The 20,707-nt window shown below is 65.1% G+C and carries 17 protein-coding genes; 12 read left to right on the top strand and 5 right to left on the bottom strand.

The genetic code is table 11. The features are described 5' to 3' along the window. The first annotated feature begins 45 nt into the window (after positions 1-45). The 9 genes from R2N16_RS14515 to R2N16_RS14475 all read left to right on the top strand — a co-directional run bounded on the left by R2N16_RS14515 (position 46) and on the right by R2N16_RS14475 (position 10,207). Entirely contained in the window at positions 46-3,042 is a 2,997-nt protein-coding gene (locus R2N16_RS14515) for a molybdopterin-dependent oxidoreductase (RefSeq protein WP_316666449.1), read from the top strand. A 16-nt stretch (positions 3,043-3,058) separates the two neighbouring features. After that, the gene (gene fdh3B / locus R2N16_RS14510; protein ID WP_316666448.1) at positions 3,059-3,727 is read left to right on the top strand and encodes a formate dehydrogenase FDH3 subunit beta; all 669 of its coding nucleotides are present in this window, start codon (positions 3,059-3,061) and stop codon (positions 3,725-3,727) included. Beyond that, a complete protein-coding gene (locus R2N16_RS14505) occupies positions 3,724-3,969 on the top strand; it encodes a hypothetical protein (protein ID WP_316666447.1) in 246 nt (81 codons plus the stop codon). Before fdh3B ends, R2N16_RS14505 begins: the two co-directional genes overlap by 4 nt. A gap of 23 nt (positions 3,970-3,992) precedes the next feature. Beyond that, complete coding sequence (locus tag R2N16_RS14500; protein ID WP_316666446.1) at positions 3,993-5,153, top strand: formate dehydrogenase subunit gamma; 1,161 nt, start codon at positions 3,993-3,995, stop codon at positions 5,151-5,153. Between the two features lie 35 nt (positions 5,154-5,188). After that, positions 5,189-5,512, top strand: a complete 324-nt coding sequence (locus tag R2N16_RS14495) for a hypothetical protein (protein WP_316666445.1) — start codon at positions 5,189-5,191, stop codon at positions 5,510-5,512. Positions 5,513-5,594: 82 nt separating this feature from the next. Continuing rightward, complete coding sequence (locus tag R2N16_RS14490) at positions 5,595-6,146, top strand: superoxide dismutase family protein (protein ID WP_316666444.1); 552 nt, start codon at positions 5,595-5,597, stop codon at positions 6,144-6,146. A gap of 90 nt (positions 6,147-6,236) precedes the next feature. Further along, positions 6,237-7,112: a formate dehydrogenase accessory sulfurtransferase FdhD gene (locus R2N16_RS14485; protein ID WP_316666443.1), complete on the top strand. Its 876-nt coding sequence runs from the start codon at positions 6,237-6,239 to the stop codon at positions 7,110-7,112. A gap of 187 nt (positions 7,113-7,299) precedes the next feature. Next, positions 7,300-7,866, top strand: coding sequence for a dCTP deaminase (gene dcd / locus R2N16_RS14480; RefSeq protein WP_012762552.1), 567 nt, complete (start codon positions 7,300-7,302; stop codon positions 7,864-7,866). Between the two features lie 61 nt (positions 7,867-7,927). Next, positions 7,928-10,207: an Orn/Lys/Arg family decarboxylase gene (locus R2N16_RS14475; protein WP_316666442.1), complete on the top strand. Its 2,280-nt coding sequence runs from the start codon at positions 7,928-7,930 to the stop codon at positions 10,205-10,207. Between the two features lie 186 nt (positions 10,208-10,393). Here the strand turns inward: R2N16_RS14475 and argH are convergent, their stop codons facing one another. The 3 genes from argH to R2N16_RS14460 all read right to left on the bottom strand — a co-directional run bounded on the left by argH (position 10,394) and on the right by R2N16_RS14460 (position 13,282). Beyond that, the gene (gene argH / locus R2N16_RS14470; protein WP_316666441.1) at positions 10,394-11,809 is read right to left on the bottom strand and encodes an argininosuccinate lyase; all 1,416 of its coding nucleotides are present in this window, start codon (positions 11,807-11,809) and stop codon (positions 10,394-10,396) included. 106 nt (positions 11,810-11,915) lie between these two features. Beyond that, positions 11,916-12,635, bottom strand: coding sequence for an anti-sigma factor (locus R2N16_RS14465; RefSeq protein WP_316666440.1), 720 nt, complete (start codon positions 12,633-12,635; stop codon positions 11,916-11,918). Next, positions 12,635-13,282 carry an RNA polymerase sigma factor gene (locus tag R2N16_RS14460; protein WP_316666439.1) on the bottom strand — a complete coding sequence of 216 codons (648 nt, stop codon included), beginning with the start codon at positions 13,280-13,282 and terminating at the stop codon, positions 12,635-12,637. The genes R2N16_RS14465 and R2N16_RS14460 overlap by 1 nt, the downstream gene beginning before the upstream one ends. Before the next feature lie 207 nt (positions 13,283-13,489). Here R2N16_RS14460 and R2N16_RS14455 point away from each other — a divergent pair, with 207 nt between their 5' ends. Beyond that, a complete protein-coding gene (locus R2N16_RS14455) occupies positions 13,490-14,095 on the top strand; it encodes a ferritin-like domain-containing protein (protein ID WP_316666438.1) in 606 nt (201 codons plus the stop codon). Between the two features lie 34 nt (positions 14,096-14,129). Here R2N16_RS14455 and R2N16_RS14450 read toward each other — a convergent pair whose 3' ends face one another. After that, positions 14,130-15,014, bottom strand: a complete 885-nt coding sequence (locus R2N16_RS14450) for a LysR family transcriptional regulator (protein WP_316666437.1) — start codon at positions 15,012-15,014, stop codon at positions 14,130-14,132. A gap of 125 nt (positions 15,015-15,139) precedes the next feature. Between R2N16_RS14450 and R2N16_RS14445 the strand changes: the two genes are divergently transcribed. Continuing rightward, on the top strand, positions 15,140-16,567 hold the full coding sequence (locus R2N16_RS14445; protein WP_316666436.1) for an MFS transporter: 1,428 nt from the start codon (positions 15,140-15,142) through the stop codon (positions 16,565-16,567). Here the strand turns inward: R2N16_RS14445 and ppc are convergent, their stop codons facing one another. After that, positions 16,568-19,576, bottom strand: coding sequence for a phosphoenolpyruvate carboxylase (gene ppc, locus R2N16_RS14440; protein WP_316666435.1), 3,009 nt, complete (start codon positions 19,574-19,576; stop codon positions 16,568-16,570). 108 nt (positions 19,577-19,684) lie between these two features. Between ppc and hemC the strand changes: the two genes are divergently transcribed. Next, positions 19,685-20,701: a hydroxymethylbilane synthase gene (gene hemC / locus R2N16_RS14435; RefSeq protein ID WP_316666434.1), complete on the top strand. Its 1,017-nt coding sequence runs from the start codon at positions 19,685-19,687 to the stop codon at positions 20,699-20,701. Positions 20,702-20,707 lie beyond the last annotated feature (6 nt).

The raw sequence follows: 20,707 nt of genomic DNA, 5'->3' as shown, positions 1-20,707 counted from the left end.
GCGCGCCTCGGCAATTTCGCATCCTCCACATCTTCAGGTGACCTCATGCTTCTGACCCGCAAACCGGCGGTACAGGACACCAAAGCCGCCACGGCTCACCGCCAGGGCGTCTCGTCGCTCGCAGGCAGCTTGGCGCGCAGCCTGGCCGGAACACTGCCGACCATGGATCGCCGCACCTTCCTCAAGCGCTCCGGCATTGGCGTGGGGGCAGGGCTGGCCGCCACGCAACTCTCGCTGGTGAAGAAATCGGTGGTGGGGGAGGCCCAGGCCGCCGAAGGCAAGGGGGACATCGTCGTCCGCCGCACGGTGTGCTCGCACTGCTCGGTCGGCTGCGCGGTGGACGCCGTCGTGCAGAACGGCGTGTGGGTGCGTCAGGAACCGGTATTCGACTCGCCGATCAACCTGGGCGCGCATTGCGCCAAAGGCGCTGCCCTGCGCGAGCACGGTCATGGCGAATACCGCCTGAAGACGCCAATGAAGCTCGTCGGCGGTCGGTACCAGCGCATCAGCTGGGAACAGGCGCTCAACGAGATCGTCGCCAAGATGAACACGATCCGCCAGGAAACCGGGCCGGATTCGTTCTTCTTCGTGGGTTCGTCCAAGCACAGCAACGAGCAGTCGTACCTGATGCGCAAGTGGGTGTCGTTCTTCGGCACCAACAACTGCGACCACCAGGCGCGTATCTGCCATAGCACCACCGTAGCCGGCGTGGCCAACACCTGGGGCTACGGCGCGATGACGAACTCGTACAACGACATGCAGAACGCCAAGTGCGCGTTGTACATCGGCTCGAACGCGGCCGAGGCGCATCCGGTGTCGATGCTGCATCTGCTGCATGCCAAGGAAACGGGCTGCAAGGTCATCGTGGTCGACCCGCGCTACACCCGTACGGCGGCCAAGTCCGACGAATACGTGCGCATCCGCTCGGGCACCGACATCGCATTCCTGTTTGGCGTGCTGCACCACATCTTCAAAAACGGCTGGGAAGACAAGCAGTACATCCACGACCGCGTCTACGGCATGGACAAGGTGCGCGAGGAAGTGCTCGCCAAGTGGACGCCGGACAAGGTCGAAGAAGTGTGCGGCGTGCCCGAGGCGCAGGTGCACAAGGTCGCCGAGATGATGGCGATGAACCGCCCCAGCACGCTGGTGTGGTGCATGGGCCAGACGCAGCACACCATCGGCAACGCCATCGTGCGCGCGTCGTGCATTGTGCAATTGGCCCTGGGCAACATCGGCAAGTCGGGCGGCGGCGCCAATATCTTCCGTGGCCACGACAACGTGCAGGGCGCGACCGACGTTGGCCCCAACCCCGACTCGTTGCCGGGTTACTACGGCCTGGCCGCCGGCGCGTGGAAGCACTTCGCCAACGTATGGGGTGTGGATTACGACTGGATCAAGAACCGCTTCGTCTCGCAGGTGATGATGGAGAAGTCGGGCACGACGGTTTCGCGCTGGGCCGACGCGGTGCTCGAGAAGAACGACCTCATCGACCAGGACAATAACGTCCGCGCGGTCTTCTACTGGGGCCACGCGCCCAACTCGCAAACGCGCGGGCTGGAGATGAAGCGTGCGCTCGACAAGCTCGACCTGCTGGTGGTGGTCGACCCGTATCCGTCGGCCACGGCGGCCATGGCCAACATGCCCGCCGCCGATGGCACGCCGCCAAATCCGAACCGCGCCGTCTACCTGCTGCCCGCGGCCACGCAGTTCGAAACGTCGGGTTCGTGCACGGCGTCCAACCGTTCGCTCCAATGGCGTGAGAAGGTGATTGAGCCGCTGTTCGAATCGCAGCCGGACCACGTCATCATGCAGGCCTTTGCGGACCGTCTCGGCTTCGGCAAGGAGCTGTCGAAGAACTACAAGATCACGGAATACAAGCGCGCAGGCATGACCTGGCGCGAGCCCGAGATCGAATCGATCCTGCGCGAGATCAACCGCAGCAACTGGACCATCGGTTACACAGGCCAATCGCCGGAACGGCTGAAGGCGCACATGCGCAACATGCACATGTTCGACGTGCGCACGCTGCGCTGCAAGGGTGGAAAGGACGCGGAAACCGGCTACGACCTGACCGGCGATTACTTCGGCCTGCCGTGGCCGTGCTACGGCACGCCGGAACTCAAGCATCCCGGCTCGCCCAACCTGTACGACACCAGCAAGCACGTGATGGATGGCGGCGGTAACTTCCGCGCCAACTTTGGCGTAGAGCGTGACGGCGTCAACCTGCTGGCCGAGGATGGCTCGTTCTCGCTGGGCTCGGAGCTGACCACCGGCTACCCCGAGTTCGACCACGTGTTCCTCAAGAAACTCGGCTGGTGGGACGACCTCACCGACGCCGAGAAGAAAGCCGCCGAAGGCAAGAACTGGAAGACCGATGTGTCCGGCGGCATCCAGCGCGTGGCGATGAAGCACGGCTGCCACCCGTTCGGCAACGCCAAGGCGCGCGCCATCGTGTGGAACTTCCCCGACGGCATCCCGCAGCACCGCGAGCCGCTGTATTCCACGCGGCCCGACATGGTCGCCAAGTACCCCACGCACGACGACAAGAAGGTCTTCTGGCGCCTGCCGACCCTGTACAAGACGGTGCAGCAGCGCAATATCGAGAACAAGGTCTACGAGAAATTCCCGATCATCCTCACCTCCGGCCGCCTGGTGGAGTACGAGGGCGGCGGCGAAGAGACGCGCTCCAACCCGTGGCTTGCCGAGCTGCAGCAAGAGAACTTTGTCGAGATCAACCCCAAGGCTGCATCTGACCGGGGTATCCGCCACAACGACTTCGTCTGGGTCAAGACGCCGACCGGCGCCCAGATCAAGGTGCGCGCGCTGGTGACGGAGCGCGTGGGTGTGGACCACGCCTTCATCCCGTTCCACTTCTCGGGCTGGTGGCAGGGCAAGGACCTGCTCGATTACTACCCGGAAGGCGCCCACCCGATCGTGCGCGGCGAGGCCGTCAACACGGCCACCACCTACGGCTACGACTCGGTGACGATGATGCAGGAAACGAAAACGACGGTCTGCCAGATCGAGCGGTTCGCATAAGGACGGGGAGATCAACATGGCACGCATGAAATTCATCTGTGACAGCGAGCGCTGCATCGAATGCAACGCTTGCGCCACGGCCTGCAAGAACGAACACGAAGTGCCCTGGGGCGTGAACCGCCGGCGCGTGGTTACCATCAACGACGGCATGATCGGCGCGGAGAAGTCCATCTCCGTAGCGTGCATGCATTGCTCCGATGCACCATGCATGGCGGTCTGCCCGGTCGACTGCTTCTACCGCACCGAAGACGGCGTCGTTTTGCACGACAAGGATGTCTGCATCGGCTGCGGCTACTGCTCGTACGCCTGCCCGTTCGGTGCCCCGCAGTTCCCGAGCGAAGGCACGTTTGGCGTGCGCGGCAAGATGGACAAGTGCACGTTCTGCGCGGGCGGCCCCGAGAAGAACGGCAGCGAAGAAGAATTCGAGAAGTACGGCCGCAACCGTCTGGCCGAAGGCAAGCTGCCGCTGTGCGCGGAAATGTGCTCGACGAAGGCGCTGCTCGGGGGCGATGGCGATGTGATTTCCGACATCCTGCGTAACCGGGTCATGAAACGCGGGAAGGGCGCGGAGTTGTTCGGGTGGGGCACGGCTTACGGCGGTGCGCAGGGCAAGGGTGGCCAGGCAGTGCCGGCGACCCCGGCCGCGCCCGCCGCGCCTGCTTCAACGCCGGGAGCGCAATCATGACCCCCCGAGCACGATCGACCAGCCTACTGATTGCCGCAGGCGCCGCACTGCTGCTCGGCGCATGCGGCGAACGCGCGCAAACGGCATTTGCCTCGCACCGCAAGGACGACGCGCCCGCCTACAAGGGGGCGCAAGACGACCCGTTCATGGCCAAGAACTGGACGCCCGGTGACCGCACGAGCTGGACGAACCAGATCCGCGCGCGCGGCCAGTATCAGAACGAGTACAACAAGACGCCATGACGCGCGCAAGCGGAGGTTCGTCCATGGGCACTTCCTGGAAACACCTTGTGATGGCAGTGCTGCTCGGTGGCGCGGCGGCGTGGGCGAGTGCCCAGCAGCCGGCCAGCGCACCGGCGGCGAGCGCCCCGGTCAATCCCGCCGTGCAGCCTGCGCAGCCGTTCTCCAACATCGTCTCGGAGAACGTGTTTGACGTCCAGAAGCGCGATCTCGGCAAAGAGGCGCGGGACCAGGCCGCACGCCGCGCCACGCAACCGGGCAACAATGCGCCCGTCTGGCGCGAGGTGAACTCCGATCAGGCGCATTACGCCAGCATTCCCGGCCTGGAAGCCGGCGTGCTGATCCAGCGCACCGGGCAGAAATGGCGGCTGTTCCGCAATGGCGTGATCACGGTGTGGGGCGGTTGGCTCGTGGTGCTGGTGCCGCTGCTCATCCTCGGTTTCTTCCTGTGGCGCGGCATGATCCGTCTGAAGGAAGCGCCCACCGGCCGCAAGATCGAGCGCTTTACACCCACCGAGCGCTACGTGCACTGGACGATGGCGATCTCCTTCGTCACGCTGGGCGTATCGGGCATCGTCATGCTCTGGGGCAAGCATTTCCTGCTGCCGATCCTCGGCCACCAGTTGTTCGGCTGGCTGACGTACGTGCTGAAAAACCTGCACAACCTGATCGGGCCACTCTTCACGGTCAGCATCATCGTGGCCTTCGTGATGTGGGTGCGGGACAACCTGCCGCGCCGCGGTGATGTGAAATGGCTGCTGAGCCTGGGCGGCATGTTTGCCGGGGAGCATGGCGCCGAAGTGCCGTCGCACCGCTTCAATGCCGGCGAGAAACTCTGGTTCTGGGGCGGGCTCGTCGTGTTCGGGCTGATCCTGTCGGCCTCGGGCTGGACACTCGATCGCATCGTTCCCGGCGTGGACTACTACCGCAGCACGATGCAACTGGCGGAGGTCATTCACGCGATTGCGGCAGTGGGCATGATCTGCATGTCGCTGGGCCATATCTACATGGGCACGATCGGCATGGAAGGCGCTTACCGGGCCATGCGTGACGGCTATGTCGACGAGGCCTGGGCGAAGGAGCACCACGAGCTTTGGTACGACGACGTCAAGGCCGGCAAGATCCCGGCGCAGCGGTCGCAACCGCCTGCGCCGCCCGCGCCGAGCGAGCAGCCTGCCAAGTCATGACGCCATCGACTGCCACCGATTCGAGGAACCTCACCATGTATGCATCCGCACTGACCCGCGCCGCAGGTATGGCACTTGCTGCCGCCATGCTGAGCCTGACAAGCGGACTGGCCGGTGCCAAGCTGCCGGCGCCGACGGAAGAACAGAAAGCACAGGCGGATCTGGCGAAGGCCAAGGCGGCCTGGGGCGACAAGGTAACCGCGTTCCAGACGTGCAAGGCGCAGGACAAGGTCGTGGCGTCCTACCAGGCCGGCGGCAAGGCTGTGCATGCGCAACCGGGCGCGCCTTGCGTTGATCCGGGGGCGTTTGTCGCACCCGTGCCGCCAGCACCAGCACCAGCGCCGGCGGCCAAAGGGTGAACCGTTGTTGCCAATGTTGCGTGTTCATCATCCGGCAGTACAATCGTCCGCTCCCCGAGTGAACCCTGACTGGAGGTGACACATGAAGCAACTCGTGATTGCACTCGCCGCGATCGGCCTGATGGCCGGCTGCGCATCGAACTCAGCGTCGACGGCCAAGGCGGCGAATGCCGGTGACGGTGCCATGACGGCTTCGGCTGTGCTGGCACCCAAGAGCGGCAGCACCGTGCAAGGCAGCGTGAAGCTCGCGCAGCAAGGCGACAATCGGGTTGCCGTCGCCGTGGATATTTCCGGCCTGCCGGCCAACGGCATGTTCGGTTTCCACGTGCATGAGAAGGGCGATTGCTCGTCGCCGGACGGCAATAGCGCCGGCGGCCACTTCAATCCGACCGGCCAGCAGCACGGTGATCCGCGTCATGGCACGCACCACGCCGGCGACATTCCGATGCTGCAATCCGATGCCAACGGCAAGTCCGTCGGCTCGATCGTTCTTTCTGGCGTGACGCTGTCGCCCGGGCCCACCAGCCTGGTCGGCCACGCGCTGATCGTCCACGCAGGAAAGGACGACTACATGACCCAGCCCACCGGCAATTCCGGCGGGCGCATCGCCTGCGGCGTGATCGTGGCGAACTGATCGCCCGCACGCGGTACCTGCTCCCGGGCGGGTACCAGCCGCACCATGCGCACGCCTGCCGTGCGCATTTTTATTTGAACGAAGATATTGATGCCGCTGCGCCCCGAACTGACCAACGCTTCCGTTCCACTGCTCGACGAGGTTGAAGTGCTCGACGAGCTGGGCCGCGCCCGCAACGTCTACATTCCCGGGGAGCGTCCGCTCACGGTCTACCTCGACAAGCGCGAACTCGTCACGCTGATGACGCTGGGCGGCGCGCCCGAAGCGCTCGTGCTTGGCTATCTGCGTAACCAGCGCCTGATCAGCAGCATCGAAGACATCGCCTCGATCCAGGTCGACTGGGAAACCGAATCCGCTGCCGTTACCACGCGCGCCGGCATTGCCAACCTGGACGAGAAGACCGCCCGCCGCACCGTGACCACCGGCTGCGGGCAAGGCACTGTGTTTGGCTCGCTGATGGACGAGATCGACGCCATCCATCTCCCGCCCGCCGCGCGCATGACGCAGACCACGCTGTACCGCGTGGTCGACACCATCCGCCTGCAGCAGTCGATCTACAAGCAAGCGGGCTCGGTGCATGGCTGCGCGCTGTTCGATGCGCATGGCGAACTGCTGCACTTCATCGAAGACGTGGGCCGCCACAATGCCGTGGATGCCATCGCCGGCCGCATGTGGCTGGACGGTATGGATGGCGGCGACAAGATCTTCTACACCACCGGCCGCCTGACCTCCGAGATGGTCATCAAGGGCGCGCAGATGGGCATACCGTTCCTGCTATCGCGCTCGGGCGTCACGCAGATGGGCCACCAGATGGCGCAGCGGGTCAATCTGACCCTGTTTGCGCGGTGCACTGGGCGGCACTTTTTGCTCTACACGGGGCGTGACCGTTTTGTGGCCGAACCGGAGGTGGCCGGCATGGTCGGGCCACGGGGGGACCTGCCCCAGCCGGCGGAATCCGGTCGCTGATTTGACCCAGTAGGCGCGATAAGGCCAGCGCAAGCCATCGCCCGCCACGGGGTTTTCCGTCACAGGTTTGGGAGTACAATCCGCGTTCCAAACCGGCCCCAGGCGCGGGCCCGGCCGCTGGCGTGACCAAATGGGGACAGTTTTCGCACCGCGAAGCCTGCCCCCATTTGTTCATCCAAGGCATCCCATGAGCATCAAATCCGACAAATGGATCCGCCGCATGGCCGAGCAGCACGGCATGATCGAGCCGTTCGAGCCCGGTCAAGTGCGCGAGTCCGAAGGGCGCCGCATCGTTTCCTACGGCACGTCGAGCTACGGCTACGACATCCGCTGCGCCGACGAATTCAAGATCTTCACCAACATCAACAGCACCATTGTCGATCCGAAGAACTTCGACGAGAAGTCGTTTGTCGACTTCAAGGGCGATGTGTGCATCATCCCGCCGAACTCGTTCGCGCTGGCCCGCACGATGGAGTACTTCCGCATCCCCCGCACGGTGCTGACCGTGTGTCTGGGCAAGAGCACGTACGCGCGCTGCGGGATCATCGTGAACGTCACGCCGTTCGAGCCCGAGTGGGAAGGCTACGTGACGCTGGAGTTCTCGAACACCACGCCGCTGCCCGCCAAGATCTACGCTGGAGAGGGCTGCGCGCAGGTGCTGTTCTTTGAAAGCGATGAAGAATGCGAAACCTCGTACAAGGATCGTGGTGGCAAGTACCAAGGCCAGCACGGTGTGACGCTGCCCAAGACTTAGTTTGACTCTCCGTTTCCGACCTACGGAGCGGTGCCTTTAGCTTCATCCATAAGGAACCACGATGAAATTCCGCTTTCCCGTCATCATCATTGACGAGGACTTCCGCTCCGAGAACATCTCCGGGTCGGGCATTCGCGCGCTGGCCCAGGCCATTGAACAGGAAGGCATGGAGGTCACGGGCCTGACCAGCTATGGCGACCTGACCTCGTTCGCGCAGCAGTCGAGCCGTGCGTCCACTTTCATCGTCTCGATTGACGACGATGAATTCATCAACCCGGACAACGACAAGCCCGAACCGGAAGCGGTTGAAAACCTGCGCGCCTTCGTGGCCGAAGTGCGTCGCCGCAACGCTGACATTCCCATCTTCCTGTACGGCGAAACGCGCACCTCACGCCACCTGCCGAACGACGTGCTGCGCGAGCTGCACGGCTTCATCCACATGTTCGAGGACACGCCGGAGTTCGTGGCCCGACACATCATCCGGGAAGCGCGTAACTACCTGGATTCGCTGCCGCCGCCGTTCTTCAAGGCGCTGATCGACTACGCGCAGGACAGCTCGTATTCGTGGCATTGCCCGGGGCACTCGGGTGGCGTGGCGTTCCTGAAGAGCCCGGTGGGACAAGTGTTCCACCAGTTCTTCGGCGAGAACATGCTGCGCGCCGACGTCTGCAACGCCGTGGAAGAACTGGGCCAGCTGCTTGATCACACCGGTCCGGTGGCCGCGTCCGAGCGCAACGCCGCGCGCATCTTCGGCTCGGATCACATGTTCTTCGTGACCAACGGTACGTCGACGTCGAACAAGATGGTGTGGCACGCCAACGTTGCGCCGGGCGACATCGTGGTGGTGGACCGCAACTGCCACAAGTCGAATCTGCACGCGATCATGATGACGGGTGCGATTCCCGTGTTCCTGATGCCGACGCGCAACCACTTCGGCATCATCGGCCCGATTCCGAAGAGCGAATTCGAGCCGGAAACGATTGCCCGGAAGATCGCCGACCACCCGTTTGCCAGCAAAGCCAAGAACAAGAAGCCGCGCATCCTGACCATCACGCAGGGTACGTACGATGGCGTGCTGTACAACGCCGAGATGATCAAGAACATGCTGTCGACCGAAATCGACACGCTGCACTTTGACGAAGCGTGGTTGCCGCACGCATCGTTCCACCCGTTCTACGAGAACATGCACGCGATCGGCCACGGCCGTCCGCGCAGCAAGGATGCGCTGGTCTACGCCACGCAGAGCACGCACAAGCTGCTGGCCGGCTTGTCGCAGGCGTCGCAGATCCTCGTGCAGGATTCGGAGACGCGCAAGCTCGATACGTATCGCTTCAACGAGGCGTATCTGATGCACACATCGACGAGCCCGCAGTACTCGATCATTGCCTCGTGCGACGTCGCCGCGGCGATGATGGAAGCGCCCGGCGGCACCGCGCTGGTGGAAGAGAGCATTGCCGAAGCACTGGACTTCCGCCGCGCGATGCGCAAGGTCGAACACGAATACCTGGGCACGAATAGCGGCAACGGCCGTGGCGACGACTGGTGGTTCAAGGTCTGGGGCCCGAACGACCTGTCGGACGAAGGCATCGAAGAGCGCGAAGCGTGGATGCTCAAGGCCAACGAGCGTTGGCACGGCTTCGGCAATCTGGCTGAAGACTTCAACCTGCTCGACCCGATCAAGGCCACCATCATCACACCGGGCCTGGACGTGGACGGCAAGTTCAGCGATTCCGGCATCCCGGCCGCCATCGTCACGCGCTACCTGGCCGAGCACGGCATTATCGTCGAGAAGACGGGTCTGTACTCGTTCTTCATCATGTTCACGATCGGCATTACCAAGGGCCGATGGAATTCGCTGGTGACGGAACTGCAGCAGTTCAAGGACGATTACGACAACAACCAGCCGTTGTGGCGCGTGTTGCCGGAATTCGTGCGCCAGTATCCGCAGTACGAGCGCATCGGCCTGCGTGAGCTGTGCGACAGCATCCACAGCGTCTATCAGGCCAACGATGTGGCCCGTGTGACGACAGAGATGTACCTGTCGAACATGGAGCCGGCGATGATCCCGTCGGACGCCTGGGCCAAGATGGCCCACCGCGAGACCGAACGTGTCGCGATCGACGACCTGGAAGGCCGCATCACCGGCATCCTGTTGACGCCGTATCCGCCGGGCATTCCGCTGCTGATTCCGGGCGAGCGCTTCAACAAGACGATCGTGCAGTACCTGCAGTTCGCACGCGAGTTCAACAAGTTGTTCCCGGGCTTCGAGACGGACATCCACGGGCTGGTCGAGGAAGAGGTCGATGGCAAGATGGGGTACTTCGTCGACTGCGTCCGATAGGACGCCGTAAAGCGACTGCGCGTCTCAATCTTGGCCCTGCGATGCTCGCCGTACCTACGGTTGGGCTTCTTGACCCAACCTTGAGCCGCTCGCTGCGCTGTTCGGCGCCGTCCCAAGCTGCAGAGAGCAAATAAAAAAACGCCGCGCAATCATTGCGCGGCGTTTTTGTTTGGATCGTACGGCAGATTATTCGGTGAGCGCAGCGCGTGCAAACGCAATGGCTTGCTTCACTTGCTCCGGCGCTGTTCCGCCGATGTGGTTGCGAGAAGCGACTGAGCCTTCCAGTGTCAGCACAGCGTGCACATCGTCGCCGATCAGGTCGGACTTGTCGCCCAGGCCGCAGATGTCACGCAGTTGTGCGACGGACAGATCTGCCAAGTCGCAGCGCAGGTCGTCGCAGGCGCGCACGGCGTGAGCCACGGCTTCGTGTGCATCGCGGAAGGGCAGGCCGCGCTTGACGAGGTAGTCGGCCAGGTCGGTGGCGGTGGCGTAGCCCTGCAGCGCAGCGGCACGCATGGCGTCGGCCTTGACGGTGATGCCCGGCACCATGTCGGCAAAGATGCGCAGCGTGTCGACCACCGTATCCACCGTGTCGAACAGCGGTTCCTTGTCTTCCTGGTTGTCCTTGTTGTACGCGAGCGGCTGGCCCTTCATCAACGTGAGCAGGCCGATCAGATGGCCGTTGACGCGGCCGGTTTTGCCACGCGCCAGTTCCGGTACGTCCGGGTTTTTCTTCTGCGGCATGATCGAGCTGCCGGTGCAGAAGCGGTCGGCAATGTCGATAAAGCCCACACGCGGGCTCATCCACAGCACCAGCTCTTCAGAGAAGCGCGAGACGTGCGTCATGATGAGCGCGGCGGCGGCGCAGAATTCGATGGCGAAGTCGCGGTCGGACACGGCATCCAGCGAGTTGCGGCAGACGCCGTCAAAGCCGAGTTGCTGCGCGACGAATTCGCGGTCGATCGGGTAGCTCGTGCCGGCCAGTGCGGCGGCGCCCAGCGGCAGGCGGTTCACGCGGCGGCGGGCGTCGAGCATGCGCTCCGTGTCGCGCGTAAACATCTCGACGTAGGCCAGCAGGTGGTGCCCGAACACCACCGGTTGCGCGACCTGCAGGTGCGTGAAGCCCGGGACGATGGTGTTGGTGTGCTGCTCGGCCAAGTCCAGCAGAGCGCTGCGCAGGGCTTTGAGCAGTCCGACGATGTTGTCGATCTCGCTGCGCAGCCACAGGCGGATGTCGGTGGCGACCTGGTCGTTGCGCGAGCGGCCCGTGTGCAGGCGCTTGCCGGCGTCGCCCGCCATGGCGGTCAGGCGCGCTTCGATGTTCAGGTGCACGTCTTCCAGGTCCAGCTTCCACTCGAACGTGCCGGCTTCGATCTCCTGGCGGATTTGCGTCATGCCCTTTTCGATGGCGGCGCGATCGGCTTCGGCGATGATGCCCTGCTTGGCGAGCATGGCGGCGTGCGCGAGCGAGCCCTGGATGTCGAACAGTGCGAGGCGCTTATCGAAGAACACCGACGCGGTATAGCGCTTGACGAGATCGGACACCGGCTCGTTAAAGCGGGCGGACCACGCTTCGGCCTTCTTGGCGAGTTGGGAGGTCATGGGCGGACAGCTGCAGGAGCGCGGCCAGCAAGAGGCGCCAGCCGCAAATTCAGGAAACCGCGATTATATCGCCCGCCGGGCCTTTCAGCGCCCGCGCCAGGGCCAGCTACAGCGTGCTGTCGATCAGCGCGCCCTTGAAGACCACCGGCCCGGTCGGCCCCTCCGGGTTGGGCGAGCCGCCACGCGGTTCCACGCTGATGGCCAGCGCCGGCACCTGCCGCAACGGTTGCGCCACCGTCAGCCGCACGGCGCGCTGGTGCCCGATCACCCCAAGTGACTGAGGATGCCCGCCGGGCGGCAGCGCCCAGAGCTGCAAAGCCTGTTCAGTATTGAGCGGCGTCGCATCCAGCCGCTTGAGCGACAGCGTGCCGGTGCGCGCGTCCCAGGTGACGAGGACGGCCGCCTGGGCCTGCGCGTCCTGCAACACGGCCACGGCGTTGGCGACGGGTGCGTCGCGCAATTGCTGCGCCAGCCGCAGGTTCAGCCCGATCGCCACGACCGCGACAACCGCCGCGACAGCGGTGGCGCCGCGCCAGAAGCCGGTGCCTTGCCAAAGCCGTTGCCACAGGGCGTTTTGCGGCGGCGCCGGCTCGCGCCAGCCGAGTTGCACTTCTACGCGGCAGAGAATTTCCGGCAGCGGCGCCATGGCCGGCTGGAGCGCGGGCAGGTCAGCCAGATAGCGCTGCCAGCGTTCGACCATGGCGCGCACGGCGTCGTCGTGGCGAATGAGCTGCTCGAACCGGCGGCGTGCACCGGCGCGCAAGGTGCCGACCGCATATTCGGCGGCTAGCTTGTCGACGAGATCGGGGTGGTGGCGCGGGTCCATCACGGTGCTCCGAGGCATTCGCGCAGGCGGTCCAATCCGCGCCGCATCCAGGATTTGACGGTGCCCAGCGGCAGTGACAGCGCTTGCGCCAGCTCGCTGTGCGACAGGTCACGCAGATAGGCGAGCGACACGACCTGGCGCTGCTTCGGGTCCAGGCGCCTGAGGCATTCGGCCAGCGCGCGGGCCTGCTGACCAGCGAGCGCAAGGTCGGCCGGGCCGGGGGCGTGGTCGGCCAGGGCATCGGCGTAGGTGTCGTCCAGCGGCACGGATTCCTGCACGCGTTCGGCATGCTGCCGGCGCAGGCAATCGAGTGCTCGGTTGCGCACGATCGTGGTCATCCAAGTCATGGGGGCAGCCAGATGGGGGCGGTAATCGCCCGCGTGGCGCCAGATGTTGACGAAGCTTTCTTGCAAGACGTCCTCGGCCCAGTCCTTCCTGACCAAGATACGCAGCGCGAGTCCAAACAGTTTCGGCGCGCAGCGCGTATAGAGCGTGCGCAAGGCGTCGCGCTCACCCAGGCTGACGCGCTGCAGCAGCGCCGCCAACGCATCAGCCTCGGCACTTTGGGGGCGAGTTGCTCCGGCAGTCGTCGGCGGATCGGCGTTTTGCGCGGCTTGGTCTTCGGCGGTGCGCTGGAAGGTAAGCACGTGGGCAGCTTTTTTGTGGACGGTCCTGCCCAAAGTGTAGGAAGAAACCTCGGCCGTTGGGGGATTTCACGTGGATCGTGCGGCGGTTTGCATCCAGTCGGGCGTGGCCTGCGTATAAGCGGTCAGGCGCTGGACAAACGCCCGCGATCCCGCACCTCGGCACCACGCGGCTCGCGCTTCTTCCCAACGCATTCAAGGAGACCGACGATGGATACGATCAAAGAGATGGATCTGTTCGAGGGTGAGAACCCGCGCATCGACGCGCGCCGCCGCGTACTGCTGCGCGCGCCGGGGCTGATGGCGCTGGGCTCGCTGGCGGCGGTGTCGCTGGGGCAGTCGATGCCAGCCTGGGCACAGACCCAATCGGGCAGTGTGAAAGACGACATCAACATCCTGAACGTGGCGCTCGGCCTGGAGTATCAGGCCATCGCCGCATATCAGGTGGGGGCGGAAAGCGGCCTGCTGCAAAAGCCCGTGCTGGCAACGGCCGTGAAGTTCCAGGGCCACCACAAGGCACATGCGTCGGTGCTGGCGGGCACGATTTCCAAGCTGGGCGGTACGCCGGTCATGGAAAAGAAGGTGGCGGAATACAACTTCCCGGTCAGCCAGTTGAAGAACCAGGCCGACGTGCTGCGTTTTGCCGCCGGGCTGGAGAAGGGCGCCACTTCGGCGTATCTGGGCGTGATGCCGAATTTCTACACGCGCGACCTGATCAAGGCCGCTGCCAGCATCCTGGGCGACGAGGCGATGCACTGGGCGGTGCTGCTTTCGGTGCTGGGTGAAGACCCGGTGCCGGTGGCGTTCATCAGCTAAGGAGTTTGTTGGGCCGCCACACCGGCTGTGCTCGTTACGGTGTGGCGGTTTTTTTGTGCGCGTCGAACGCTTCGACGATGCAATCGAGCAAGGCACGCACGCGCGCGGTCTTGTGCAGATCGGCGTGCGTAACGAGCCAAACGTCCTGCATGCTGCGGCGGTTGGGCAGCACGCGCACCAGTTGCGGATAGGCTTGCGCGCGGCGGCAGACCAGTTCGGTGATCCCAATGCCTGCGGCCACTGCCTCGAACAGCGCCAGCGCCGAGTTGCTCTGCAAGACAACACGCCCGCGCGTGATTGGCTCGCCGCAGAGGTCTTCCCACATCCACGGCACTTCATTGCGCGGATAGAGCACAAGGTCGTGTCCCGCAAAGGCCGTCCCTTCCTCCGGCTCACCGCGCGCGGCCACGTAGCTGCGGCTCGCATAGATACCGGTTTCCATTTGTCCGATGCGCCGCGCGATGAGGTCCGGCGAATCGGGCCGCAGCGTGCGCACGGCTACGTCGGCTTCGCGCTTGGTCAGGTTGGCAATGCTCTTGGAAGCCATGCAGACGACATCGATGCCCGGATGCCGCTGCCGCAGTTGCGCGATCGCCGGCAGTACAAAGATGGCGGCCATCGTGTCGGTCGTGGCCACGCGGATCGTGCCGGCGAGTTGGTCGTCGATGCCGGCAACACGGCGCTCGATGGTGTGCGCCGCCTGCTCCATCGCTTCGGCCGGGCCGATCAGCGCTTCGCCGGCGGGTGTGAGCACCAGCGCGGTCGACGTCCGCAGGAAGAGCTTGGCCGATAGCTCGTCTTCCAGCGCGGCGATGCGGCGGCCCACCGTGGCCTGATCCACACCCAGGCGCTGGGCCGCGCCGCGCAGCGTGCAGGAGCGCGCCACCGCCAGGAAAAAGCGTCCGTTGTCCCAGTTCACGTCTGGCTCCGATTCTTCGTAGATGGGTGATGCAGATTTGCAGTATTGCGATGCAAAAACGCCGCTTTTTTGCATGCTCTCCGCAGCCTACACTTGGCTGCATGAAATTGCCAAACGGTTCCGCCATGTCTTCGTGCAACGCCAATACCATTGGTGCCGCTCCCCAGGCTGACTTGCAACCCGATCTCAGCCGGTGGCGCCGCAATGCCACGCTGGGCATTCTCACGTCGGGCGTGTTCATGGCGGTGCTCGATACCACCGTGGTCAACGTGGCGCTCATCGCCATGCGCGACAGCCTGCACAGCAGCGTCGCAGAACTTGCCTGGATCGTTGATGCCTACACACTGGCCTTTGCCGCCTTCATCCTCACGGGTGGTTTGCTGAGCGATCGCATTGGCGCGCGCACCGTGTTCATTGCGGGGATGGCGGTCTTCATCGTGGCCTCGGCCGGCTGCGGGCTGGCGCCTTCAGTGACCACGCTGATTGCCGCGCGCATCCTGCAGGGCGTGGGTGCGGCGATGTTCCTGCCGAGTTCGCTATCGCTCATTCGCAGCACGTTTGAAGACCCGCGCGAGCGCGCCTGGGCCATTGGCCTGTGGGGCGCCATCGTCGCGACTGCCGCAGCCGTGGGCCCAGCGCTGGGTGGCGTGCTGGTCGACACATACGGCTGGCGCAGTGCCTTCCTGATCAACGTGCCGCTGGGCGTGATCGGCATGCTGGGCACGTGGGCCATCGTGCGTCACGTGCAGCCGGCTCGCGCCAGGCCGTTCGATTGGGCGGGGCAGGTGACGAGCGCGATGATGCTCGCGGCGCTGTGTTTTGCTGCGATTGAATGGCCCGTGCGGGGCGCGCAGTCGCCATGGGTGTGGGGTGCCGCACTGCTGACGGTGATGGCCGGCGCGCTGTTCGTCCTGGCCGAACGTCGGGCCCCTGCGCCGCTGGTGCCGCTGGCCTGGCTGGGGCATCGCACGCTGGGCGCGGTCAACGGCGTGGGGTTCCTGCTGAACTTCGGCTATTACGGCGCACTGTTCGTGTTGAGCCTGCATTTGCAGAACGTCGAACACCTGAGCGCACGCCAGACCGGCCTAGTCATGCTGCCGATGGCGGTGAGTCTGTCGGCGGGCAATATCTTCGCGGGCAAGCTGATGGCGCGTTTTCCCACGCCGACGATGATGCTGAGTGGCCTCGTGATTGGCGCGGTGGGTTTGCTGGCAACGTCGGCTGCGCTGACTGGGCAGGTGCACCCGTGGGTGGTGAGCGCGACGATGGTGGCTTACGGCGGTGGTACCGCGCTGGCGATTGCGCCCATGACGTCGACCATCCTGTCTGCGGCACCGGGCGAACTGGCCGGCACGGCGTCGGGCTTGCTCAACGCCGCGCGGCAGACCGGCAGTTTGCTGGGCGTGGCAGCGGCGGGCGCGGTCGTCACGGTGGTGCCCGAGCTGGCGCACGCCTCGCCGATGGTGCTTGGCCTGATGACGCTGTCGTACGCCGGCGCGATGGCGATGGCGTGGATCAGCCGTCGCCCTGCCGCCACCGCGCTGGCTGCCTGATCAGCCGCTATTGCGAAGGCCCGCTGCAATCCCGTTGATCGACAGATGGATGCCGCGCCGCACACGCGCATCGTCGCTGCCGGCCTTGCCCGAGCGGAAGCGCTTGAGCAGTTCGACCTGCAAGTGGTTCAGCGGGTCGAGATACGGGAAGCGGTTCTTGATCGAACGCGCAAGCAGCGGGTTGTCGGCCAGGCGCTCCGACTGTCCCGTGATGGCTGCCAGCATCTGCTCCGTCAACGTGAACTCCGCCGAGATGCGCGAGAACACTGCGTTACGCAGCTTGCGGTCGTCGCACAACTGCGCGTAGCGCGACGCCACGTTCAGATCGGCCTTGGACAGCACCATGTCCATGTTCGACAGCAGGTTCGCAAAGAACGGCCACTGCTTGTGCATGCGCTTGAGCGTAGCCAGGCGCGAGGCGCGGGCCTTTGGGTTGCCTGCGTCATCGAGCCAGCGTTGCACCGCGCTGCCAAAGCCGAACCAGCCCGGCAGCAGCAGACGGCACTGGCCCCACGAGAAGCCCCACGGAATCGCACGCAGGTCTTCGATGCGGCGATGCTTCTTGTCCATCAGCTTGCGCGAGGCCGGGCGCGAACCGAGGTTCAGGTCGGCAATCTCGGTGATGGGCGTGGTGGCAAAGAAGTAGTCCTTGAAGCCCGGGGTTTCGTAGACGAGGTTGCGGTACGCGGCAAACGCGTTGTCCGACAGCGCCTGCATTGCGGCTTCGAACTCTTCCAGGCCCTTGGGGCGGTTGCGCGTGGGCAGCAGCGTGGCTTCCAGCGTGGCCGCGACGATGGTTTCCAGGTTGCGCCGGCCGATCTCGGGGTTGGCGAACTTGCTGGAGATGATTTCGCCCTGCTCGGTCAGGCGGATCTGCCCGTTCACGGTGCCCGGCGGCTGCGACAGGATGGCCTGATAGGTCGGGCCGCCCCCTCGGCCCACCGTGCCGCCGCGGCCATGGAACAGGCGCAGGCGTACGCCCTTGCGCTCGAACAGCTCCACCAGTGCCAGTTCGGCCTTGTACAGCTCCCAGTTGGAGGTGAGGAAGCCGCCGTCCTTGTTGGAATCCGAATAGCCGAGCATGACTTCCTGCTCGTTACCCTGCGCCGCCAGCACAGCATCGAAGCCGGGCAGGGCAAGCAGGTCGCCCATGATCTGCGGTGCGTTGCGCAAGTCTTCGATGGTTTCGAACAGCGGGATCACCATCACGTCCAGGCCGGCGCCGCCGCTGCCGTTCGTGCCGGCGCGGAACATGCCGGCTTCCTTCTGCAGCAGCATCACTTCCAGCAGGTCGGACAGCGTCTCGGTGTGCGAAATGATGTAGTTGCGCACGATGCGATGGCCGTAGCGTGCACGCATCTCGCGAGCGGCACGGAAGATGTCGATCTCCGACGTGGTCTGCTCGCTGTACGCGTGGAACGGCAGCGTCAGCACGCGCGGCTGTTGCAGCTCGCGCAGCAGCAGCGTGCGTTTGTCGGCCTCTGACAGCGCCGCGTAGGCGCCTTCCACGCCGGCCACCTTCAACAACTCGGCGACGGTCGCTTCGTGCACATCCGACACCTGCCGCAAGTCGATCGACGACAGGTGGAAGCCGAACACATCAATCGCACGCGCCAGCGACGCCAGTCGCGCATCGGCCAGCACTTCGCCGTGGTGCGCCGCCAAGGAATCGATGACGATCTGGATGTCGGCGCGCAGTTCCTCTGCGTTGTTGTAAGCCGGAGCCGGACCGACGGCGTGGCGGCCCGCGTCTTCGCCGGTCAGCTCGCGGCAGGTGGCGGCCAGGCGCGCATACACGCCAATCAGCGCGCGGCGGTACGGCTCGTCCACGCGGTGTTCGGAGTGGTCGGGCGAGCGCTCGGCCAGCGCTTGCAGCTCGGCGCTCACATCCACCAGCGACGTCGACATCGACAGCTCCGCACCCAGTGCGTGAATCTCTTCCAGGTACCACGCGAGGATCACGCTCGCCTGCTTCTGTGCAGCGTCGCGCAACGTCGTCGCGGTGACAAAGGGGTTGCCGTCGCGGTCGCCACCGATCCACGAGCCCATCTGGAAGAAGGGCGGCAGCGGGGCCGGCTCGCCGCGTGCGCCGCGACGCGGGAACACGGTCGCTACGTCTTCTTCCAACTCGCGGTACAGCGCGGGAATTTCGCGCAGGAAGGTCGTCCTGTAGTACGACAGCGCGTTCTCGATCTCGTCGGCCACCATCAGGCGCGTGGTGCGCAGCATGCGCGTTTGCCACAGCTTGGTGACGTGGGCACGCAGCAACGCGGTGTTGCGCTCGCGCTCGCGCGTGGTGAGGGGCGCGTCGCGCTCGGCCAGCAGGCGCGCAATTTCGCGTTGCGCGTCAAGCGTGCTCTTGCGCTGCACCTCGGTCGGGTGGGCGGTCAGCACCGGCACGATCAGCGCGGTGTCAAAGAAGCGGCGTAGCACGTCGCCCGACAGGCCTTCCTCCGCGGCCGACAGCAACGCGCGCATCAGGCTGCCCGGCTGCGGCGGCGATCCGGCGAGTGCGTGGACACGGCGGCGGCGATTGTGGTGCTGGTCTTCAGCGATGTTCGCCAGGTGCGAGAAGTAGCTGAAGGCGCGCACAACCGACGTGGTTTGGTCGCGCGAGAGCGTTTTCAGCAGCCGGTCGAGATCCTGTTCGGCCTGGCGGTCGCCGTCGCGGCGAAAGCGCACCGCGGTCTGGCGGATGGTCTCGACCGTTTCGAAGACGGTGCCGCCTTCCTGGTCACGCAGCACGTCGCCCAGCAGGCGCCCGAGGAAGCGGATGTCTTCCTTCAGCGGCTGATCCTTGGCCGCGGCGCTGCCCGACGAGCGCCGGGAAGTGGGGCCGAGTGATGCGCCGTTGGCTTCGTCCGCGCCATTGGCCTTGGCCACCGGTTTGGCGACGGGCTTGGCAGTCTTGATGGCCGTGGGGGTCTTGCTGGACTTGGCGGGGGCGGCGGAAGCCTTGCGGGCGGTGGTCGCGCGCGAGGAAGCGCGGCGCGCGGCGGGCTGCGTCATGGTGTCTCCTAGGTTGGGTAGGTAAGGTGCCTGAACGGCCCTCTTTTCTGCATCACTTCAACGTGATAGCCGGACTGTCGCGAAAAAGCTGCGTGCTACCATTGCCGCATGTCTTCCAACGCCCGCCCGACTTCCCGTCAATCCCAGCTTGCAACGACTCCTGCAGCCCAGGCGCCGACCAAGCTGGTCATTGCCTCGCGCGAAAGCCGGCTTGCCCTCTGGCAGGCCGAACACGTGCGTGCTGCATTGCAAAAATACTATCCCACGTGCGACGTGTCCATCCTTGGAATGACCACGCGCGGCGACCAGATTCTCGATCGCTCCCTCGCCAAGGTCGGGGGCAAAGGTTTGTTCGTGAAGGAACTGGAAGTCGCGCTGGCCGAGGGACGCGCCGATCTGGCCGTTCATTCGCTCAAGGACGTGCCGATGGAATTGCCGGAAGGCTTTGCGCTATCGGCCATCCTCGAACGCGAAGACCCACGTGACGCCTTTGTTTCCAACGACTACGCCGATCTGGCCTCGCTGCCGGCCGGCGCCGTCGTGGGCACGTCCAGCCTGCGCCGCGAGGCTTCGCTGCGGGCGCGCTTCCCGCATCTGGTCATCCAGCCGCTACGGGGCAACCTGGATACGCGTCTGGGCAAGCTCGATCGCGGCGACTACGCCGCCATCATCCTGGCCGCTGCCGGGCTCAAGCGCCTGGGGCTGGCTGATCGCATCCGCTCGACCATTGCGCCAGAAGAATCGCTACCGGCAGCAGGGCAGGGGGCGCTCGGCATCGAAATTCGCGCCGACCGTGCAGACGTGCGAGCGTGCCTCGCGCCGCTGCACGACGACCCCACTGCGCTGGCCGTGACTGCTGAACGTGCGGTTTCGCGCATTCTCGGCGGTTCCTGCCAGGTGCCGCTGGCCTCGTTCGCGCAGTGGTCGGACGCCGGCACGCTGCGCCTGCGCGCCTTTGTCGCTTCGCAGGACGGCACCCGCAAACTTGCCGCAGATGGCGAGGCCAAGCCATCCACGCTGGCTGAAGCCGATGCACTGGGCGTGCGCGTCGCCCAGCAGATGCTGGCCGGCGGCGCACGCGACATTCTCGCCATGCTGGGCGCCGACGCCCCACCCGCTACCTAACTCCCA

This window comes from Ralstonia psammae (assembly GCF_958405935.1).
GTDB classification, from domain to species: domain Bacteria; phylum Pseudomonadota; class Gammaproteobacteria; order Burkholderiales; family Burkholderiaceae; genus Ralstonia; species Ralstonia psammae.
This window is presented reverse-complemented; position numbering and strand designations above follow the sequence as displayed.

Bases quoted from the DNA above. Each gene is read 5' to 3' on its own strand.
- R2N16_RS14495 (WP_316666445.1), top strand. From the start codon at position 5,189: ATGTATGCATCCGCACTGACCCGCGCCGCAGGTATGGCACTTGCTGCC.
- R2N16_RS14515 (WP_316666449.1), top strand. From the start codon at position 46: ATGCTTCTGACCCGCAAACCGGCGGTACAGGACACCAAAGCCGCCACG.
- R2N16_RS14485 (WP_316666443.1), top strand. From the start codon at position 6,237: ATGCCGCTGCGCCCCGAACTGACCAACGCTTCCGTTCCACTGCTCGAC.
- R2N16_RS14500 (WP_316666446.1), top strand. From the start codon at position 3,993: ATGGGCACTTCCTGGAAACACCTTGTGATGGCAGTGCTGCTCGGTGGC.
- R2N16_RS14475 (WP_316666442.1), top strand. From the start codon at position 7,928: ATGAAATTCCGCTTTCCCGTCATCATCATTGACGAGGACTTCCGCTCC.
- ppc (WP_316666435.1), bottom strand. From the start codon at position 19,576: ATGACGCAGCCCGCCGCGCGCCGCGCTTCCTCGCGCGCGACCACCGCC.
- R2N16_RS14455 (WP_316666438.1), top strand. From the start codon at position 13,490: ATGGATACGATCAAAGAGATGGATCTGTTCGAGGGTGAGAACCCGCGC.
- fdh3B (WP_316666448.1), top strand. From the start codon at position 3,059: ATGGCACGCATGAAATTCATCTGTGACAGCGAGCGCTGCATCGAATGC.
- argH (WP_316666441.1), bottom strand. From the start codon at position 11,809: ATGACCTCCCAACTCGCCAAGAAGGCCGAAGCGTGGTCCGCCCGCTTT.
- R2N16_RS14490 (WP_316666444.1), top strand. From the start codon at position 5,595: ATGAAGCAACTCGTGATTGCACTCGCCGCGATCGGCCTGATGGCCGGC.
- dcd (WP_012762552.1), top strand. From the start codon at position 7,300: ATGAGCATCAAATCCGACAAATGGATCCGCCGCATGGCCGAGCAGCAC.
- R2N16_RS14465 (WP_316666440.1), bottom strand. From the start codon at position 12,635: ATGGACCCGCGCCACCACCCCGATCTCGTCGACAAGCTAGCCGCCGAA.
- R2N16_RS14445 (WP_316666436.1), top strand. From the start codon at position 15,140: ATGTCTTCGTGCAACGCCAATACCATTGGTGCCGCTCCCCAGGCTGAC.
- hemC (WP_316666434.1), top strand. From the start codon at position 19,685: ATGTCTTCCAACGCCCGCCCGACTTCCCGTCAATCCCAGCTTGCAACG.
- R2N16_RS14505 (WP_316666447.1), top strand. From the start codon at position 3,724: ATGACCCCCCGAGCACGATCGACCAGCCTACTGATTGCCGCAGGCGCC.